General features: G+C 35.3%; 18 protein-coding genes. 8 read left to right on the top strand and 10 right to left on the bottom strand.

From position 1 onward, the window contains the following. The first annotated feature begins 103 nt into the window (after window positions 1–103). The 5 genes from BUR19_RS08150 (at window position 104) to BUR19_RS08130 (ending at window position 5,192) form a co-directional block, all read left to right on the top strand. A complete protein-coding gene (locus BUR19_RS08150; RefSeq protein ID WP_074234659.1) occupies window positions 104–331 on the top strand; it encodes a hypothetical protein in 228 nt (75 codons plus the stop codon). Window position 332: 1 nt separating this feature from the next. Beyond that, window positions 333–710 (top strand): hypothetical protein, encoded by a 378-nt coding sequence (locus BUR19_RS08145; RefSeq protein WP_074234657.1) that lies wholly within the window; start codon window positions 333–335, stop codon window positions 708–710. Between the two features lie 96 nt (window positions 711–806). Next, window positions 807–1,373 (top strand): Crp/Fnr family transcriptional regulator, encoded by a 567-nt coding sequence (locus BUR19_RS08140; protein ID WP_074234656.1) that lies wholly within the window; start codon window positions 807–809, stop codon window positions 1,371–1,373. Window positions 1,374–1,466: 93 nt separating this feature from the next. Then, on the top strand, window positions 1,467–2,144 hold the full coding sequence (locus tag BUR19_RS08135) for a type 1 glutamine amidotransferase domain-containing protein (protein WP_083600767.1): 678 nt from the start codon (window positions 1,467–1,469) through the stop codon (window positions 2,142–2,144). Window positions 2,145–2,279: 135 nt separating this feature from the next. Next, entirely contained in the window at window positions 2,280–5,192 is a 2,913-nt protein-coding gene (locus BUR19_RS08130; RefSeq protein ID WP_074234651.1) for a M16 family metallopeptidase, read from the top strand. A 62-nt stretch (window positions 5,193–5,254) separates the two neighbouring features. Here the strand turns inward: BUR19_RS08130 and BUR19_RS08125 are convergent, their stop codons facing one another. From BUR19_RS08125 to BUR19_RS08095, 7 genes are all read right to left on the bottom strand, one after another. After that, window positions 5,255–5,851: a hypothetical protein gene (locus tag BUR19_RS08125; protein ID WP_221407774.1), complete on the bottom strand. Its 597-nt coding sequence runs from the start codon at window positions 5,849–5,851 to the stop codon at window positions 5,255–5,257. A gap of 22 nt (window positions 5,852–5,873) precedes the next feature. After that, on the bottom strand, window positions 5,874–6,470 hold the full coding sequence (locus BUR19_RS08120) for a hypothetical protein (RefSeq protein WP_139297289.1): 597 nt from the start codon (window positions 6,468–6,470) through the stop codon (window positions 5,874–5,876). 82 nt (window positions 6,471–6,552) lie between these two features. After that, entirely contained in the window at window positions 6,553–7,272 is a 720-nt protein-coding gene (locus BUR19_RS08115) for a DUF2071 domain-containing protein (protein ID WP_074234645.1), read from the bottom strand. A 107-nt stretch (window positions 7,273–7,379) separates the two neighbouring features. Then, window positions 7,380–8,072, bottom strand: a complete 693-nt coding sequence (locus BUR19_RS08110; RefSeq protein WP_074234642.1) for a T9SS type A sorting domain-containing protein — start codon at window positions 8,070–8,072, stop codon at window positions 7,380–7,382. Window positions 8,073–8,083: 11 nt separating this feature from the next. After that, entirely contained in the window at window positions 8,084–8,668 is a 585-nt protein-coding gene (locus BUR19_RS08105) for a phage tail protein (protein WP_083600706.1), read from the bottom strand. 16 nt (window positions 8,669–8,684) lie between these two features. Next, window positions 8,685–9,272 (bottom strand): phage tail protein, encoded by a 588-nt coding sequence (locus tag BUR19_RS08100; RefSeq protein ID WP_221407773.1) that lies wholly within the window; start codon window positions 9,270–9,272, stop codon window positions 8,685–8,687. Between the two features lie 5 nt (window positions 9,273–9,277). Then, the gene (locus BUR19_RS08095) at window positions 9,278–9,859 is read right to left on the bottom strand and encodes a phage tail protein (RefSeq protein ID WP_083600704.1); all 582 of its coding nucleotides are present in this window, start codon (window positions 9,857–9,859) and stop codon (window positions 9,278–9,280) included. Between the two features lie 270 nt (window positions 9,860–10,129). Here BUR19_RS08095 and BUR19_RS08090 point away from each other — a divergent pair, with 270 nt between their 5' ends. Beyond that, window positions 10,130–11,581, top strand: coding sequence for a DUF5723 family protein (locus tag BUR19_RS08090; RefSeq protein ID WP_074234640.1), 1,452 nt, complete (start codon window positions 10,130–10,132; stop codon window positions 11,579–11,581). A 4-nt stretch (window positions 11,582–11,585) separates the two neighbouring features. Here the strand turns inward: BUR19_RS08090 and BUR19_RS08085 are convergent, their stop codons facing one another. From BUR19_RS08085 to BUR19_RS08075, 3 genes are all read right to left on the bottom strand, one after another. Continuing rightward, window positions 11,586–12,083 carry a MepB family protein gene (locus BUR19_RS08085; RefSeq protein ID WP_074234638.1) on the bottom strand — a complete coding sequence of 166 codons (498 nt, stop codon included), beginning with the start codon at window positions 12,081–12,083 and terminating at the stop codon, window positions 11,586–11,588. A gap of 58 nt (window positions 12,084–12,141) precedes the next feature. Next, complete coding sequence (locus BUR19_RS08080; RefSeq protein ID WP_074234635.1) at window positions 12,142–14,277, bottom strand: S46 family peptidase; 2,136 nt, start codon at window positions 14,275–14,277, stop codon at window positions 12,142–12,144. A 104-nt stretch (window positions 14,278–14,381) separates the two neighbouring features. Next, the gene (locus BUR19_RS08075; protein ID WP_074235599.1) at window positions 14,382–14,792 is read right to left on the bottom strand and encodes an acyl-CoA thioesterase; all 411 of its coding nucleotides are present in this window, start codon (window positions 14,790–14,792) and stop codon (window positions 14,382–14,384) included. A gap of 178 nt (window positions 14,793–14,970) precedes the next feature. On the opposite strand from BUR19_RS08075, the gene BUR19_RS08070 reads away from it, so the two are divergent. Together BUR19_RS08070 and BUR19_RS08065 are read left to right on the top strand one after the other, a co-directional pair. Beyond that, window positions 14,971–15,846, top strand: a complete 876-nt coding sequence (locus BUR19_RS08070) for a carbon-nitrogen hydrolase (protein WP_074234633.1) — start codon at window positions 14,971–14,973, stop codon at window positions 15,844–15,846. Next, window positions 15,846–16,904 (top strand): agmatine deiminase family protein, encoded by a 1,059-nt coding sequence (locus BUR19_RS08065; protein WP_074234630.1) that lies wholly within the window; start codon window positions 15,846–15,848, stop codon window positions 16,902–16,904. Before BUR19_RS08070 ends, BUR19_RS08065 begins: the two co-directional genes overlap by 1 nt. The last annotated feature ends 8 nt before the right edge of the window (window positions 16,905–16,912 follow it).

Here is a 16,912-nt window from a genome sequence, read left to right as displayed (position 1 = left end):
CAAAGCATTAAAAGTCGACACATTATTCTACGAAATTTAAGTTTTTAATATGTGAAATTAAAATTTATAATATTTACTTAAAAATTTTTAAACAAATATAAATATGGGAAAAACAACATCTAACATTATCGAAATTGTAAATACTGGTACAAATGTGATTATTGATGCAAAAGAAAAGACAACATCTAATATTATTGAAATAGTTAAAATTGTTGTAAAAAAGGGGATGCACATTACTTTAAAAAACGCATCATCAAAAACTACAACCAATCTAATTGAGATTGCGAAGATAGGTGGGAAAAATATAACAATTGATTTGACCGAAATTTAAAATGAGCTTTCAGACTGATCCAAAAAAAATACTAGGGTTTTGGGAAAATATCAATTTTCCACCTTTTGCATATAATGATGAAAAGATCATTACATTAAATCTTAAGGATGAACAGCATCTCTCAATGATAACAATTAAGAAGGGACAAGAGATTTCCAATTATGTTCTTAGATTTTCACGATTCGATTTTAATATGATAGATAAACTAACAATATTTTTCACTTTAGAAAATGGCGATAATATTGATTTTTCTAGAATTGGTGAAGAAATTTTTATTGATTGTTCTGGGTATTTCACAAGTGAAAATATTAAGGATAATATCATTTGCGAATGCGAACTATTTGAGAGAAGACTTTTTCAGAAATACGATAACAATTGAAAATATAATGTAAAAAGCACAGGTTTTAAGTCTGTGCTTTTTTCATATCAAACACAAACAATCCCTATCTTTGGCTATAAGCCTAAAACAATACTAATGAGTTTGGAACTAAGGAAACATTTTGAGGAATTGATAACGTTATCAGACGAGGAGTTTGCTACGCTTACTTCTTATTTTAAGTTGAGAAAACTGAAGAAACATCAATATCTAATTCAGGAGAACGAACCTATTACCAACATTTATTTTGTTACCAAAGGTTTGCTGAAAGCTTCTTATATTGATACTCACGGAAAAGAACATATCATCCAATTTGCGATGGAAAACTGGTGGATTTCGGATTTTCAGGCGTTTTATACGGGCGTGCCGTCGGTTACTAGCATCCATTGTCTGGAAGATGTTGAGCTGTATTCACTTTCCAAAGATGATTTGGAAAAGATTTGTTTAGAAAATCACAAAGTGGAGCATTTTTTCAGAGTCAAAAACAGTCTGGGGTATGTGGCTTTGCAGAAAAGAATTTTGTCTTTACTAATGACCGATGCCAAAGAACGGTTTGAACAGTTCTCGGCGCAATATCCAACGCTTATCCAACGGGTTCCTAAAACCATCATAGCCTCTTATCTAGGTGTTTCCAGAGAAACATTAAGCCGGATTACCCGAAAATAGTGACGTGTGTCACTATGATTTTGTGACTTATGTCCTGTGTTTTTAATGACGATTGGCTCAATTTTGTATTATCAAATTTTAAAAATCATCAAAATGAACAAGAAAATATTAATCGTGCTTACGAGCCACGAAGATCTGGGAAACACAGGTAAGAAAACAGGATTCTGGACAGAAGAATTAGCAGCACCTTATTACGCTTTACTTGATGAAGGCGCAGAAATCACATTAGCATCACCAAAAGGCGGACAGCCGCCCATCGACCCAAAAAGTGAAGATCCATCAGCACAAACGGATGCAACTCGCAGAATGGCGGAAGATAGAGAGTTATTGGCGCAACTGAGCAACACAAAAAAATTGTCAGAAATCAACCCTGCAGATTATGATGCGGTTTTCTATCCAGGTGGTCACGGACCATTGTGGGATTTGGCAGAAGATGAAACTTCTCAGCAATTAATCATAGATTTTTATAAGGCGGATAAGCCTGTAGCATTTGTATGCCACGCGCCAGGAGTTTTAAGACACGTAAAAATCGATGGAGAATATCTGGTTAAAGGTAAGAATGTAACGGGCTTTACCAATACAGAGGAAGATGCTGTACAATTGACTGACATTGTTCCGTTCCTTGTAGAAGATATGCTGAAAGAAAATGGAGGCGTGTACAGCAAAATAGAGGACTGGCATCCATACGCTGTGGTTGATGGCAAACTGATTACAGGGCAAAACCCGGCATCCTCCGAAAAAGTAGCGGAGGAATTGTTGAAGATGTTGTAAAGTTTTAAATAATTAAGTAGTAAAGCACAGATTAGTCTGTGCTTTTTTTGATTTCATCCAAAGTAACAAACCCCAACAATTGGCAACTAATAAAATGTTGCGTAAATTACGCTCCGAAAAAATAAAAGTATTAATATGAAGAAAATATTTATTTCGATTTCACTCTTATTTATGTTGAATGCAATGGCACAGAAATTTGAAACACAAACCAGCACCGACAAACAAGGTTACACTTACGAAACTGTAAAAAATGACCAATCGGGCGTTAGAGTTTACACCTTAAAAAACGGACTGAAAGTCTATCTTGCTAAAAATGATGACGCTCCCAGAATCCAAACTTATATTCCTGTAAGAACAGGTTCTAATAATGATCCAAGTGATAATACAGGATTGGCGCATTACCTGGAACATATGGTTTTCAAAGGAACTTCTAAATTGGGAACCAGCGACTGGGCAAAGGAAAAAAATTACCTGACGCAAATCTCCGACTTGTACGAGCAACATAAAGCAGAAAAAGATCCGGAAAAGAAAAAAGCATTATACAAGAAGATTGATGAGGTTTCTCAGGAAGCTTCCAAATATGCAATCGCTAACGAGTATGACAAAGCGATTTCTTCTCTTGGAGCAACCGGAACCAATGCTCACACTTGGTTAGACGAAACGGTTTACAAAAACAACATCCCATCCAACGAATTGGAAAAATGGTTGAAAGTTGAAAAAGAACGTTTCTCTGAATTGGTTTTGAGATTATTCCATACAGAATTGGAAGCGGTTTATGAAGAGTACAACCGTGCTCAGGATAATGACGGAAGATTGGTTAATTATGCCATGATGGAAGCTTTGTTTCCAAAACATCCAAACGGTCAGCAGACGACAATCGGTACTTCGGAGCATTTGAAGAGCCCTTCTATGGTAGCGATCCACAAGTATTTTGATACGTATTATGTGCCTAATAATATGGCAGTTGTTTTAGTAGGAGATTTGGACTTTGACAAGACTATTAAAATGGTCGATCAGTACTTCGGAACTTTCAAGTACAAAGAATTACCAATGAAAAAAATGGTTTCTGAAGAACCAATGACAAGCATCGTTTCCAGAACGGTGAAAAGTCCATCTACACCAAGAATGACAATGGCCTGGAGAACGGATTCGAACGGAACTCAGGAAGCTAGATTGGCAGACGTAGTTGCCGAAATCTTAAGTAACAGCGGAGATGCAGGTTTAATTGACCTTAACATCAACCAAAAACAAAAAACTCTTGGTGCTGGCGCTTACGAATCGCCTTTCAAAACTTATGGTGCATTTGTACTAAGTGTGGTTCCGAAAGATGGACAAAGCTTTGATGATGCTAAGAAATTGTTATTGGAACAAATTGATTTGGTTAAGAAAGGACAGTTCCCAGACTGGATGCTAAATGCGATTGTAAACGACCTGAAAGTTCAGAGAATGAAACGTTGGGAAACAGCTGACGGACTGGCTACAACATTATATTCAACTTACATTGGAAACAGAACTTGGGAGCAGGAATTAGACGAGATCAACCAATACGAAGCCATTACAAAAGCGGATGTTGTAAAGTTTGCTAATGATTTCTTTAAGGATAATTATGTTGTCGTTTACAAAGAAAAAGGTGTGAATGATAAATTGGTTCGTGTAGAAAATCCAGGAATCACGCCAATCAAATTGAACAGAGAAGCGCAATCGCCTTTCCTGAAAGAAATTATCAATACAAAATCTTCTGACATCAAGCCAGAGTTTATCGATTTCAAAACCGCCATCGCTACTTCTACAATCAAAGACAAAAAAATCAGCTTCATCAAGAATAAATACAATGAAGTGGCTCAGGTCAATTATGTTTTTCCTTTCGGAACAGATAATGACAAAGAGTTAGCGCTTGGTGTAACAGTTCTTCAATATCTTGGAACAGATAAATATACGCCTGAACAATTGAAAGAAGAATTCTACAAACTGGGAATTACGAATCAATTCAGAACGTCAAACGACCAGATGATTATTGCGTTAAGTGGATTGGAAAGTAATATGAAGAAAGGCGTGGAGCTGATGAACCATTGGATCAATAACGTGAAAGCAGATCAAGCTATCTACGACCAAACGGTAAACACCATTTTGGAATCCAGGGAAGTTGCTAAGAAAGACAAGAACAGAATAATGGCTGCGTTGGCTAACTATGCTAAATTTGGTAAAGACTCCAGAATGACGGATGTGATTTCTAAAGACCGTTTGAAAAGCATCAACGTGACAGAATTGATTTCTAAAATCAAAACACTTAACGAATATCCTTACGAAGTTTTCCTTTACGGTGAAGACCAAAAAGGATTAGAAAAAGCGGTGAAGCCTTACATTGTTAATACAAAACTACAACCTGCAGCTGCTAAAGAATATGCTGAACCTGCAACCGCTGGGAAAGTTTATTTCACGCCGTACGATATGGTGCAGATGGAAATGTCTAAGGTTGCAAAAGCTGGTAATGTGAATGTCGCGAACTTCGGAAAAGCGAGTGTTTTCAATGAGTATTTTGGACGTGGATTGTCTTCTATCGTGTTCCAGGAAATTAGAGAAAGTAAGTCTTTGGCTTATTCAGCTTATGTTTCTTATGCTAATGCGACTGAGAAAAACCATCCGAATTATGTAACTAACTACATCGGAACTCAAGCGAACAAATTACCTTTGGCAGTAGCTGCAATGAGTGATTTGATGGCAGAATTACCACAAATCCCGGCTCAGTTTGAGAATGCAAAAGGATCTGCTTTGAAACAAATCGCATCTAACAGAATCAACAGAACGGTAACTTATTACAATCAATTATCACTTAAAAAATTAGGAATTGATCACGATGTGAGAAAAGATATCTATGCAGAAATCCAATCTTTAACATTGCCTCAATTGACCGATTTCTACAATACCGAAATCAAACCATTGCAATACAATACAGCAATCATTGGTAAAAAAGAAAACCTGAATATGGATTCTATCAACAAGATGGGAACTTTCACAGAAGTAAGTCTTGAAGAGATTTTTGGATATTAATCTTAATTGATTTTTAAATAAGAAAAGTGGAGCAGAAGTGCTTCACTTTTTTGTTTTTGATGTTATGGTTTAGTTGCGCCAGGAACTGTATAATAATTATCAAAACTTGTATAGACTCTGGTTTTCTTCACTTCACCATTTTCGTAGATCTCGACTTTAGTGGTTGTTTCGGATTTTTTATGAATATATCGGACTTCATCCAGTTGTTCTTTTCTGTTATAAGATTCTGTTTTGACATTTCTGCCATCCTCCATATAGTGAACGCTTCTCAATTTGCCATTGTCTCTGTATCTGTAGGTTTTGGAATTGTAGAAATCGCCGTGCTCATTAGTGTGGCCTTCGTAGGTGTATTTCTTATCATAACGCCCTTCCATAAACAACTTTCCTTCATTATCATAGATATAGTAATATGCGCCGTCAACTGGAGCTTTCAATTCATAAATGGTAACTGGTTCTGGTCTTTGTCCAGGATTACCTGACATCACTTCTTTCTGACTAAAATCATTAGAATCATTTTGAGAAACCCAAAGTGTATCAATAATCTTTGAATTCGGTTTGTAATGAACTTTTGAGATGATAACATTCTTATGTTCTATTCCTTTGGTGTCACAGCTCATCAAAAATAACAATAGAAAGAATGGTAAAAGTTGCGTTTTCATTTTTAATTTTTTTAGAATTAAATTAATCTTCAATCCGGACATCATTGTTGTTAATCAGATGAGTATTTTGTTTCAAAAATTCTGCTTCTGCAGGATGGCTTTTGTGATAAGTTATTTTAGAGATCAAAGTTTTGTCCTGGTACAGATAAATCGAGCATTTTCTGAAGCGTCCAAAATTTACACGTTTGATCTTGATGAAATTAATTGTGCTAGGAGGAATTAATTGTGTTTTGAAATTCATAAATACCAATAATCCTTTCTGGGAAAACAGATACAAAGGAATGACTGTCATTAACCGTTGGATAAATCGGATATAATTCTGATAATGGAAGACAAATTCCTCATCAAGATGAGCAAGTTCATTAATAACACTTCTGAATCTTCTGTGGATGACGACGATGATTGGTACAAAGCCTAATGCTAAAACCAACTGTAGATATAAAACCGTTGGAAAGACATAACTGATAAAGTTTTCCTGAATGTCCCTGCTGACGTAAACCTGATAAAACAAGTAAACAAAACAGCCAATGATGGCACAATTGGTCAAAGCCAAAAAACCGATAGCTGTTAATCGTAGTTTTTTCAGATTCTTGATTTCCTTACTTATAAATTCATTCATCAATCCAATAATTTTGATTTGCTTGTCTGCTTTGGCATTGTTCAAAAATATTATATACTTTAAACTGGGTAAATTTAATAAATCATAAACTTTGTTTTATACTTCTTAGGGATTTCCATTCGTGTTCTATATTTTCCATCAAAACAGCATTGTCAAATTGAATAGAACCTTCTGGAAAAATATTCCGATTATCAAAAAAACTTGATTTTACATTTGAAACTTCCAAAGGTTTTATTTCCCAATGGTATGTTTCGAGTTTCAAACCTTCAAAACAATTACCATTAGGTGAATATCCAACCGATCCTTTCTCAAAAAAATCTGAAACATTATCTATAGATTTAAAGATAGAATTAGAACTAAATTCAGAGACTAGTTTGGCATCAATTTCTATCGTTGTATTATCCGAACTTTTAAAATCTAAATGATAATTATGATTCTCTTCTTTCACATTGAATTTTGCATAATAATGTCTACCTGAAAAAATTCTGCCACCAATTAGAGAATTTAGTCTTAAATTAGTATCTCTTCTTGGGATATAAACACCTTCTTTCATTTCTCCATTTTCATCCCATTCTACAGCAATTCTATGAGCGCCATTTTCTGAATTAATTCCAGTGAAATAAGGAAAGCCTTTTGGTTTAATATTTTTCAATCGTATCAAGCAAATTTCTACAATTGCTTTACCATTATAGAGTTTTGGTTTAAATGGCTTTGGCAAAATCTTCTCCACAAACTTGGGTTCAACAATATAATTGATGAGCATTCTTCTTTCAATAATTCCGTGGACTGTTGGTATTTTCATGGATTGCTTTCTGTCATTAGATTTAAATCAAATTTAAGTGTTTACATTTTGAAAAACAAAAAGCCGGAAGAAAACTCTCCCGACTTATAAAATTAAAGACATATAGTTTACTTTTTTATAAATCTAAACTGATGCGTTTTGGAATCGCCCGTGATAATTATCAATTGATAAACTCCGGATTCCAAATCCTTGACATTAATTTTATTTTCAAATTTTGAAGATCTTATTATTTGTCCACTCATACCTACTATTTGATATTCTTTTGCATTTCCAATACCTTGGATACCGATATTATCCACAACAGGATTAGGAAATAGAAGTGCTTTGCCACTATTGGTTTCATCAACGGCTAAAGTTGTTGTATGAACATCGCCTGAAAAATTGGAATTGGATGTTGTCAGATTTCCACCACAAGCACCTTCTGTTACCGATGTGTTTTCTACCCAAGTTCCAACATTATTACTTGGCGGATTAGGTGCTGTACTGTTTCCTGTGGAATTATAATATATGAGATATGGACTGGTAAAAGTTCCGTCACCTTCGTCAGCCAAAAATTCCCATCTGGAAAGCGAGTTGTTCCATTGTATTTTGAATTCGCAAGTTCCCAAACCTCCACAAGGTTGATCTCCCGTTACTGGTGACGTTACGTAGATTCTTTTGCCATAAGTATCGGGATTGGTTTCCTTGGTAAAAAGATAATTGGCAGTACCAAATAAATTTGTACATCCACTGAATGTTATATCCTGTGCGAGAACCACAGCAGACAGTAATATTGTTGATAATAAATATATTTTTTTCATAAGTTTAAATTTTAAGGTCTTGATGGATATATGCCCTGTAAAGCAATAATACATTTGAAAGTGATGTAAGGCTGGATGTTCGGATGTGGTTGGCTACCTCCTGTATTATTAAGCATATCATTTTTCATAAGAGCTGGACTGCTGAGGTCTGTGCTGTACTCTTTGTCCAGAGTTTTTGTATCTGCTGGTACACCCAAACTTGGATCACTGGTGTTACCATTGGCTTTAACAGCCAATAAGCTGTGATTATGTGTTGGCATCTCGTTCAAAGTAAGCGTGTGATTTTCTTCTCCTCCAATATCGCCTTGTAAATAATTGGGTAAACCAGGTCCCTGACCATTCCCTAAAATAACCCTACCCTGGATATTCGGCAACATAAAAGTAGTACTGCCATTCCCACCATAGGTAGTTCCCAAAAGTGAAAACAAAGCTACATTTTGATTAATTGGTAAGGTTTGACCATTACATTCAGCCCAACCTTTGGGTGCGTAGCCAAAAGTAACATAAGCTATCTGCCCAAGAAATGGGGTAGACTGAGCAAAACTTTTTAATGATAATAATATCAAACCGATGATAATTAAATTTTTATTTTTCATAATGTAAATATTAAAATTAAGGACGTTGAGGAAATACTCCGTTTAAAGCAATAATACATTTTAAAGTACCATAAGGCTGCATATTATTATGAGCCTGGCCAGATCCGCTAGGTTGGATAGCCTGCGCACTAAAAGTAGTGTCTGGTGTAGCAGTAGAATATTCCTGATCCTCATCTCCCGTGTTTGCAGGCAAATTGCTTCCTGGCATGTTTTTATTACCAACAGCTTTTACAGCTTTTGCAGAATGATTATGTGAAGGTAGATTAAGAATATTAAGAGTTGTTTGATTTTCTCCTGTCATTTCGCCATTAGATTGCGGTGTTAGTCCTGGTCCGTCTCCAGAACCTATAAGCGTTCGTCCTCGGAAATCGGGAAGTGCAAAATTGGTTGTACCATTACCGCCGTATTGTGTTCCTAGTAAGGCAAATAGAGCTGTGTTTTGTTGTATGGGAAGCAATGCACCATTGCACTCTGCCCAGCCTGTTGGTACAAATGTAAATGACACCCAGGCGATTTGCCCAACGTATTGTGAGCCATCTTGTGCGGAGAGTTTTGAGTTTATTGCAATCATAAACATCAAAAAAAATAGTTTACTTGTTTTCATAGTTTTTAGTTTTGTGATGGGAAAATGCCTTCTGTAGCGATTACACATTTCATTGCTGTTGTAGGCATCATATTGTTATGCGGTTGAGATCCACCATTGTTTGATACAGTATTGGTCTTCATAGTTGTATCGGAAGTTGCATCAGAATATTCTGGATCTAATATTCTTGTATTAGCCGGTACCGCATTGGTTGGCGAGCTGCTATTTCCGTTCAAATTAGATCCTACAACATTATGAGTGTGAGATGGCATTTGATTGACTGTTAATGTTACAGTTTCTGTACCTCCCTTTTGTCCAAGTACATATGGACTAAGACCAGCTCCATTTCCATCATCTATAACAACTCTGCCTCTCATATCCGGTAAAGCGAAAGTTGTCTGCCCATTTCCACCATAAGTTGTTCCGATTAGCTGAAATAAAGTAGAATACTCTGCAATACTGAGTATAGATCCATCGCAATCGCGCCAGCCAACTGGTGCAAAGTTGTACGGAACAAACATAATTTGTCCCACAAATGGTTCACTTTGTGCACTTATTTTTACTGTAATCATAAATGCTCCAATAATTAAAAGTTTAAATTTTTTCATAATACAATCAGATTAGTTGTATAAATCTAAATTTTATTATGAATTGTGCAATAAAACACAGGGGACAAATATTAGATATTTGATTTTACAAAAAAAAGTACTGACTATCAATGACTTAATTGATCATAAGGCTTTTCTTATTTACTATAATTAGTACAGTTTCTATATTAGTTTTCAGATTAAACACTCATTATTAATCTTACGTTTAACAATTTTATTATTCAACAATATTTTCTTTAAAAATTAGTTTATAATTAATTGGTTTGTAAAATGTTGAAATTATTTTGTTTGGGGTTGATTGTGTTCTGTATTGTAAAAATTACAGCCCAGAATAATTTTACTTTTACCAATGATAGTTACAGCGGCATTAATTCTGCTATTTTTTCGCCAACACAGCCTTTTCTCAATCCAAATCCTTGGGATGTAAATTTGGTTTCTGCAGATCTTTTTCTTCAGAATGATTACACTTACATTTCTAAACAAAGCCTTTTCGGTTTAGCAGGAACGCCAATACAATTAGCCAACCCAAAACGCGGAATTACCGGAGAAACTCAACCAGGTGTTTTTGATTTTTATAATAAAGAGAATGCCAGTCTAATGTTCAATTCAGATATTCTTGGACCTTCGTTTTCTATGACAGCTAATATCAAAGAAAAAAAATATGTGTTTGGATTCTTCAGTCGTTTGAGATCACAAGCTTCTGTTCTGGATTTGGACAACTATCTTCGATTTGGTAACGAAATGATTAAACAACCTGAGTTTTACGAAATGAAACCATTCTCTTCAATTGCTATGAACTGGAATGAAATTGGATTAAATGCGGCAACCACAATTTTCCCAACTTCTGACAAACAATGGATTCTAGGATTAAATTTGAAATACGAAATGGGATTAGACGCTGCTAATATCATCAGTCATCAGGATATAAAGCTAACTGCAACAGAACCTGCGATTGGCGACAATCCTGAATTAATGAATATCTATGCATCGGATTATAATGTTTCTGTCAATTACATTACAAATTATAATTCAGAAACAAAACGCTATGATTATAAACAAAATGGTTCTGGTTTGGGTTTGGATTTGGCACTTACAATGATTGATAAAAATCCGAGAGAAGATGAATATCAAACTAAATTTTCTTTTAATATTTTGGATTTAGGTTATGTCAATTTCAAACAAGGATCAAATCATAGTTTTGTCAATGGAAATACCGTGTGGTTGCAGAATAATCCCAATCTGGAGGATCAGGAATTTGAAAGTCCAGAACAATATTTAAAACTATTAAGCAAAGAAGCTTATGGTGACGAAAACAAATCTTTTGTAGGTAATGGCTTTAAAATTGGTTTGCCGACGAGTATTAATTTAAATTACAGTCAAAGAATTAAAGAAAATCATTTTGTTAATTTCAACTGGATACAACGTGTTCCGGTTTTTGAAAATTCTGTGAAACGGAATAATATTCTTAATGCCAATTATTCAGTTCAGAAAGCTGCTATTGGTTACGGAATTTCTACAACTTTGTCAGAGTATAAGAGTCTTCAGTTTGGTGGCTATTTCAGAATCGGACCATTGATTCTTGGAAGTGAGAATGCTTTTCCTTTATTATTCAAGCAGAAACATCTTCACGCTGCTAATTTTTATATTGCCATCAAGCTATATCCTTTTTGGGATAATGAAATGAAACGCCACAGGAGACAAGAGTGTGATTGTGAGAAATAGAGTATTAGAGCTTTGTAATTTTTCTAAATTGATTAAAAATTAATTCATCTGAATCAGAATAATTGATGAAATACTCGGTTTGCCAGAGTTTTGTTTTTTCAGCCTGCTTGCTATTCGGGAAATGCCAATCTGCATAAATTCTAAAACCCCTTTTACCAGTTTTTTGTTCGCCGGAAATTAAATTTTCTTTTTCTAGAATAACTTTCGGAAACACGAAAAACCCAGAGTTCTCGCTTTCTTCAATCGAAATTATATAAAAGTCAAAATCATCATTAACATCAAAAGGAACCGTTTTTCCATCCAAATCTCTTTTCCAAAAGGTTACAAATTGACCAATCTTCTTCGGTGTCAGTTTTGACTTTCGGAATTTAAACGTGGTTTGATTAATTTTAAAATTAAAACCAGAATATTCCTCACATTCCAAATCTGGAGTGATTTCCGAAAGTTGAAGATTTAATTCTTTTAAAATTAAATCATTTAAATGTTGTAGTTCTTTTATCATAAAAAACTTTGCCAAAGATAATCATCTTTGGCAAAGCTCTATTTAATTTAATATTTAATTACTTCACAACTTTCATCTCGTTGATTAACCATTTTGCGTCAGCATATTTGTCAATCACGAAAAGAATATATTTGGTATCCACCATAATATTTCTACATAGTTTGGGATCATAATTGATGTCACTCATTGTGCCTTCCCATTGTCTGTCGAAGTTAAGGCCGATAAGGTTTCCGTAAGCATCCAAAGCTGGGCTTCCGGAGTTTCCACCAGTAGTGTGATTGGTTGCTGTAAAGTTAACCGGAACATCACCAGATTTATCTTTATAGATTCCGTAATCTTTGGTGTTATAAAGATTGATTAGTTTTTTAGGCAAATCAAATTCATAATCTCCAGGAATATATTTTTCCATCACACCAGAAAGATGCGTTTGATAACCATAAGTAACGGCATCTCGTGGATTAGAACCTTTCACTTTTCCATACGTTACACGAAGCGTAGAATTGGCATCCGGAAAGAATTTTCGGTCTTTATCCGTTTCCATTTGCTGAGCCATAAATTGTTTCTGCAACGCATCGATTTCAGTTTGATAAGACGTCACTTTATCGTGCGTTGTTTTTAAATAAGTTCCTTTGATAGCTGCGTAAAGCTGAACAATTGGATCATTTTTAAGCGCTTGAATCAAAGTGTTTTGATCTGCAAAAACTTTATTAATATCAGAATAAACTGTTGCGCCGTTCACTTTTCCGCTTCCCATCACTACAGAATTTTTCGCCCAGTTTTCTATGGTAGAAACGTTTTGATTAACATCTTTATACTTTTCAAAACCAGCTGGTAAAAACTGCTGAGGCGTTTTGTTGGCATAAAGTGCAATCACTTTTGCAGTTACTTTTGCATCAAGACCGCTTTCATAATCTTTGTAAATTTCAGACAATCTGGATTTCAGATTATCCAGAGATTTCTGAGAAGACGTTCCGTTTTCTACAGCTTCTACATAACTCCCAAATAAACTTCCTAAAGCCAAAGTTTCCGCATTTCTCGGCAATTCACTGTAGTAAGCTCTGTTCAAGGCATAAGGCGCTTGCTCATTATAAAGTTTATTAAGTCCGTCGATTGTAGTTTTGATAGCAGGATTTTTTGAAATCAAAGATTGCTCATATTGCTGCTTTTTCCCAATAGCATTAGACTTTTTAAGACCTTCGATTTCACCTTGCCATTTTTTCCAAGCATTAGAGATTCTTGCATACTTAGATGCGTATTTTATTCTTGTAGCGTTGTCCACTCTCATCTTCTCATCAAGTGTTTTCAATGTAACATCACGCACAGAAATCATCGCCGGATCAATTTCCGTCATTATTTTTTCAACCGCTACAGCAGGAAGATATTCCGTTGTTCTTCCTGGGAATCCGAAAACAAAAGTGAAATCATCTTCTTTCTTGTCTTTGATAGAAATTGGCAAGAAATGTTTCGGCGTATAAGGAATATTATCTTTGGAATATTCTGCAGGTTTGTTGTTCTTATCGGCGTAGATTCTAAACATCGAGAAATCTCCCGTATGTCTTGGCCAAACCCAGTTATCTGTATCAGAACCGTATTTTCCAATCGCTGAAGGTGGTGCGCCAACCAAACGGATATCCTTGTAAGTTTCTATGACATAAGCATAATATTTATTACCATAATACATAGATCTTACGGATATTTTCTGATAGCTCTCAGGTTTTTGAGAAGCAATATAAGCGTCTGTATTTTGTTTGATTTTTGCATCCAGATCTTTTCCGGATATACCGTTAGTTCCTGCAAGAATGTCTTTTGTAACTTCTTTGATATCAGTAATGAAATCTACAGTCACTCCAGGATTTGGTAATTCTCCATTCATATCTTTTGCCCAGAATCCGTTGGTCAAAAGGTCATTTTCTACTGTTGAGTGGGACTGGATATTATCATAACCACAATGATGATTGGTTAATAACAATCCTTTTCCCGAAATAATTTCCGCAGTACAACCACCATCAAACTGAACTACAGCGTCTTTGATGCTCGCTTTTTCCGGATTGAAAATATCTTTTGCAGAGATTTTCATTCCAAGTTCTTTCATTTCTTTTTCATTAACTTCTGTCGGAATCCACATCCCTCCGTATTGCTGAGCAAATGTCATTACTGTTGACAATGCAAAAGCTGATAAGAGAATTTTTTTCATTTCAAATTTTTAAAATTTCACGAATTTAATTAAAATTTTTGGAAGAGATAATCCAGCCTTGCTGAAATATCGGACAAAAAAAATAGAATCTGGTTTAGATTCTATTATAATTCTGGATTTGTATTTTTAACATAAAGCCTATCCTCAACATATTCGATTTTTGTTTTTCCGTGCGGTTTGGGTAATCCATCTTCGCCAAGAGCCACGAAAACCAATTTATCAATCGTAATGATTTTCTGATGTGTCATTTTATTTCGAACTTCACATCGTAATGTCAGAGAAGTTCTACCAAATTCCACGGCTTCAATCCCGATTTCAATAATATCGCCTTGTTTTGCAGAGCTTACAAAATTGATTTCTGAAATATACTTTGTTACCGCCCTCGAATTTTCTAACTGAATAATGGCATAAAGTGCAGCTTCTTCATCAATCCACTGCAAAAGTCTTCCTCCAAAAAGTGAGTGATTTGGGTTAAGGTCTTCTGGTTTAATCCATTTTCTGGTATGATAATTCATCATAATTATTTTGCATTTTAATTTGGTGCAAAGGTAAAGTTTCCCAAGGAATTTAACAGTTTTAAATCATAGAAAGTATGGATGATTAAATTAATTTTTAGAAATATTCGTTTAAAATCTTTTGGTTGAATTTTTGATTCCCTAGAATCTTAGTATTTTTGTAAAAATTTTTTAAATAATGTCAAAGGTTAAAATCGGAACAGTTCAGATGTCTTGTGTTGCTGATAAGCAATCAAACCTGAACAAAGCCATTGAAAAGATAAAAGAAGCCGCCGCAAAAGGGGCTCAAATTGTTTGCTTGCAGGAACTTTTTACATCATTGTATTTTTGTGATGTAGAAGACTACGATAATTTCGAACTGGCAGAACCAATTCCTGGTCCTTCAACAGATGCACTTTCTCCGATTGCTAAAGAATTGGGTGTTGTAATCATCGCTTCATTATTCGAAAAAAGAGCACAAGGTCTTTATCATAATACAACGGCTGTTATAGATGCAGACGGAACTTATCTTGGAAAATACCGTAAAATGCACATTCCTGATGACCCTGCTTTTTATGAAAAATTCTATTTCACACCAGGTGACTTGGGTTACAAGGTTTTCCCTACGAAATTTGGAAAAGTTGGTGTTTTGATTTGTTGGGACCAATGGTATCCGGAAGCTTCCAGAATTACAGCGTTGATGGGCGCAGATATTATGTTCTATCCAACAGCTATTGGTTGGGCAACCGACCAGGATGAAGAAACCAATCAAGATCAATACAATGCCTGGCAGACGATTCAGCGTTCTCACTCAGTTGCTAATGGTGTTCCTGTAGTTTCTGTCAATAGAGTAGGTTTTGAACAAGATGGCGCAATGAAATTTTGGGGTGGAAGTTTTGTGACCAATGCTCAAGGAAAACTGTTATATCTTGGTTCTCACGATAAGGAAGAAGTTGTTGTCACAGAAGTTGACCTGTCTCAAACCGATTATATGAGAAAACACTGGCCATTCCTGAGAGACAGAAGAATCGAAACTTATTCGCCGATTACAAAACGTTTTATTGACGAGGATTAATGGTTATAGATAAAGATTTTAATCCGTTAGAAAATGGATACACTTTCCCTGCCGAATGGGAAGAACACGAAGCAACCTGGCTATCCTGGCCTCACAAGGAAGAATCTTGGCCGGAAAGAATCGATTTGATTTACCCTGCTTACGCACAATTCATTGCTGAATTGACGAAAGGCGAATTTGTTTGCATCAATGTCAAAGACCATGAAATGCAGGCTTTCGCAATGGAACATATTTCCAAAGCCGGAGCAGATATTTCTAAAGTTGAATTCTACTTTCACGAAACCAATGACGCTTGGTGCAGAGACCACGGACCTGCTTTTTTAGTGAATAAAAACGGAGAAGAACCTCAAAAAATCATTATTGATTGGGGTTTCAATGCTTGGGGAGGAAAATATCCGCCATTCGAATTGGATGATGTAATTCCAACTAAAATTGCTGAAGAAAAAGGTTTGCCTGTTTTGTATCCTGGAATTATTATGGAAGGAGGTTCTGTTGAGTTTAACGGTGCTGGAACAGTTTTAACTTCCAAATCTTGTCTGCTTAATGAAAACAGAAATCCACATCTTTCGCAGGAAGAAGTAGAAGAGTTTCTGAAAAAATATTACGGACAAAAGCAAGTTCTTTGGGTAGATGACGGAATTGTAGGTGACGATACAGACGGTCACGTGGATGACACCATCAGATTTGTGAATGAAAATACAGTTCTGACCGTAATCGAAGATAATAAAGAAGATGATAATTACGAAATTCTTCAAACCAACCTTCGTCAACTGCAAGAAATGACTTTGCTGAATGGCGAAAAACTGAATATTATTGAATTGCCAATGCCAGACCCAGTGTATTGTGACGGACAAAGATTACCGGCGTCTTACGCTAATTTTTACATCGCCAACAAATCGCTTATTGTTCCGACTTATAGATGCGATAAAGATGAAGTGGCATTAGAAATTATCCAAAAATGTTTTCCAGATAGAAAAGTCGTTGGAATAGATTCTACTGATATTATTTGGGGATTGGGAAGTTTCCACTGTTTAAGTCAGCAAGAACCTTTGGTATAGATTTAGGT

It is taken from the genome of Epilithonimonas zeae, assembly GCF_900141765.1.
GTDB lineage: Bacteria > Bacteroidota > Bacteroidia > Flavobacteriales > Weeksellaceae > Epilithonimonas > Epilithonimonas zeae.
This window is presented reverse-complemented; position numbering and strand designations above follow the sequence as displayed.

Excerpts from the sequence above, each read along its gene's own strand:
- BUR19_RS08150 (WP_074234659.1), top strand. The coding sequence starts at position 104 with ATGGGAAAAACAACATCTAACATTATCGAAATTGTAAATACTGGTACA.
- BUR19_RS08145 (WP_074234657.1), top strand. The coding sequence starts at position 333 with ATGAGCTTTCAGACTGATCCAAAAAAAATACTAGGGTTTTGGGAAAAT.
- BUR19_RS08140 (WP_074234656.1), top strand. The coding sequence starts at position 807 with ATGAGTTTGGAACTAAGGAAACATTTTGAGGAATTGATAACGTTATCA.
- BUR19_RS08135 (WP_083600767.1), top strand. The coding sequence starts at position 1,467 with ATGAACAAGAAAATATTAATCGTGCTTACGAGCCACGAAGATCTGGGA.
- BUR19_RS08130 (WP_074234651.1), top strand. The coding sequence starts at position 2,280 with ATGAAGAAAATATTTATTTCGATTTCACTCTTATTTATGTTGAATGCA.
- BUR19_RS08125 (WP_221407774.1), bottom strand. The coding sequence starts at position 5,851 with ATGAAAACGCAACTTTTACCATTCTTTCTATTGTTATTTTTGATGAGC.
- BUR19_RS08120 (WP_139297289.1), bottom strand. The coding sequence starts at position 6,470 with ATGAATGAATTTATAAGTAAGGAAATCAAGAATCTGAAAAAACTACGA.
- BUR19_RS08115 (WP_074234645.1), bottom strand. The coding sequence starts at position 7,272 with ATGAAAATACCAACAGTCCACGGAATTATTGAAAGAAGAATGCTCATC.
- BUR19_RS08110 (WP_074234642.1), bottom strand. The coding sequence starts at position 8,072 with ATGAAAAAAATATATTTATTATCAACAATATTACTGTCTGCTGTGGTT.
- BUR19_RS08105 (WP_083600706.1), bottom strand. The coding sequence starts at position 8,668 with ATGAAAAATAAAAATTTAATTATCATCGGTTTGATATTATTATCATTA.
- BUR19_RS08100 (WP_221407773.1), bottom strand. The coding sequence starts at position 9,272 with ATGAAAACAAGTAAACTATTTTTTTTGATGTTTATGATTGCAATAAAC.
- BUR19_RS08095 (WP_083600704.1), bottom strand. The coding sequence starts at position 9,859 with ATGAAAAAATTTAAACTTTTAATTATTGGAGCATTTATGATTACAGTA.
- BUR19_RS08090 (WP_074234640.1), top strand. The coding sequence starts at position 10,130 with ATGTTGAAATTATTTTGTTTGGGGTTGATTGTGTTCTGTATTGTAAAA.
- BUR19_RS08085 (WP_074234638.1), bottom strand. The coding sequence starts at position 12,083 with ATGATAAAAGAACTACAACATTTAAATGATTTAATTTTAAAAGAATTA.
- BUR19_RS08080 (WP_074234635.1), bottom strand. The coding sequence starts at position 14,277 with ATGAAAAAAATTCTCTTATCAGCTTTTGCATTGTCAACAGTAATGACA.
- BUR19_RS08075 (WP_074235599.1), bottom strand. The coding sequence starts at position 14,792 with ATGAATTATCATACCAGAAAATGGATTAAACCAGAAGACCTTAACCCA.
- BUR19_RS08070 (WP_074234633.1), top strand. The coding sequence starts at position 14,971 with ATGTCAAAGGTTAAAATCGGAACAGTTCAGATGTCTTGTGTTGCTGAT.
- BUR19_RS08065 (WP_074234630.1), top strand. The coding sequence starts at position 15,846 with ATGGTTATAGATAAAGATTTTAATCCGTTAGAAAATGGATACACTTTC.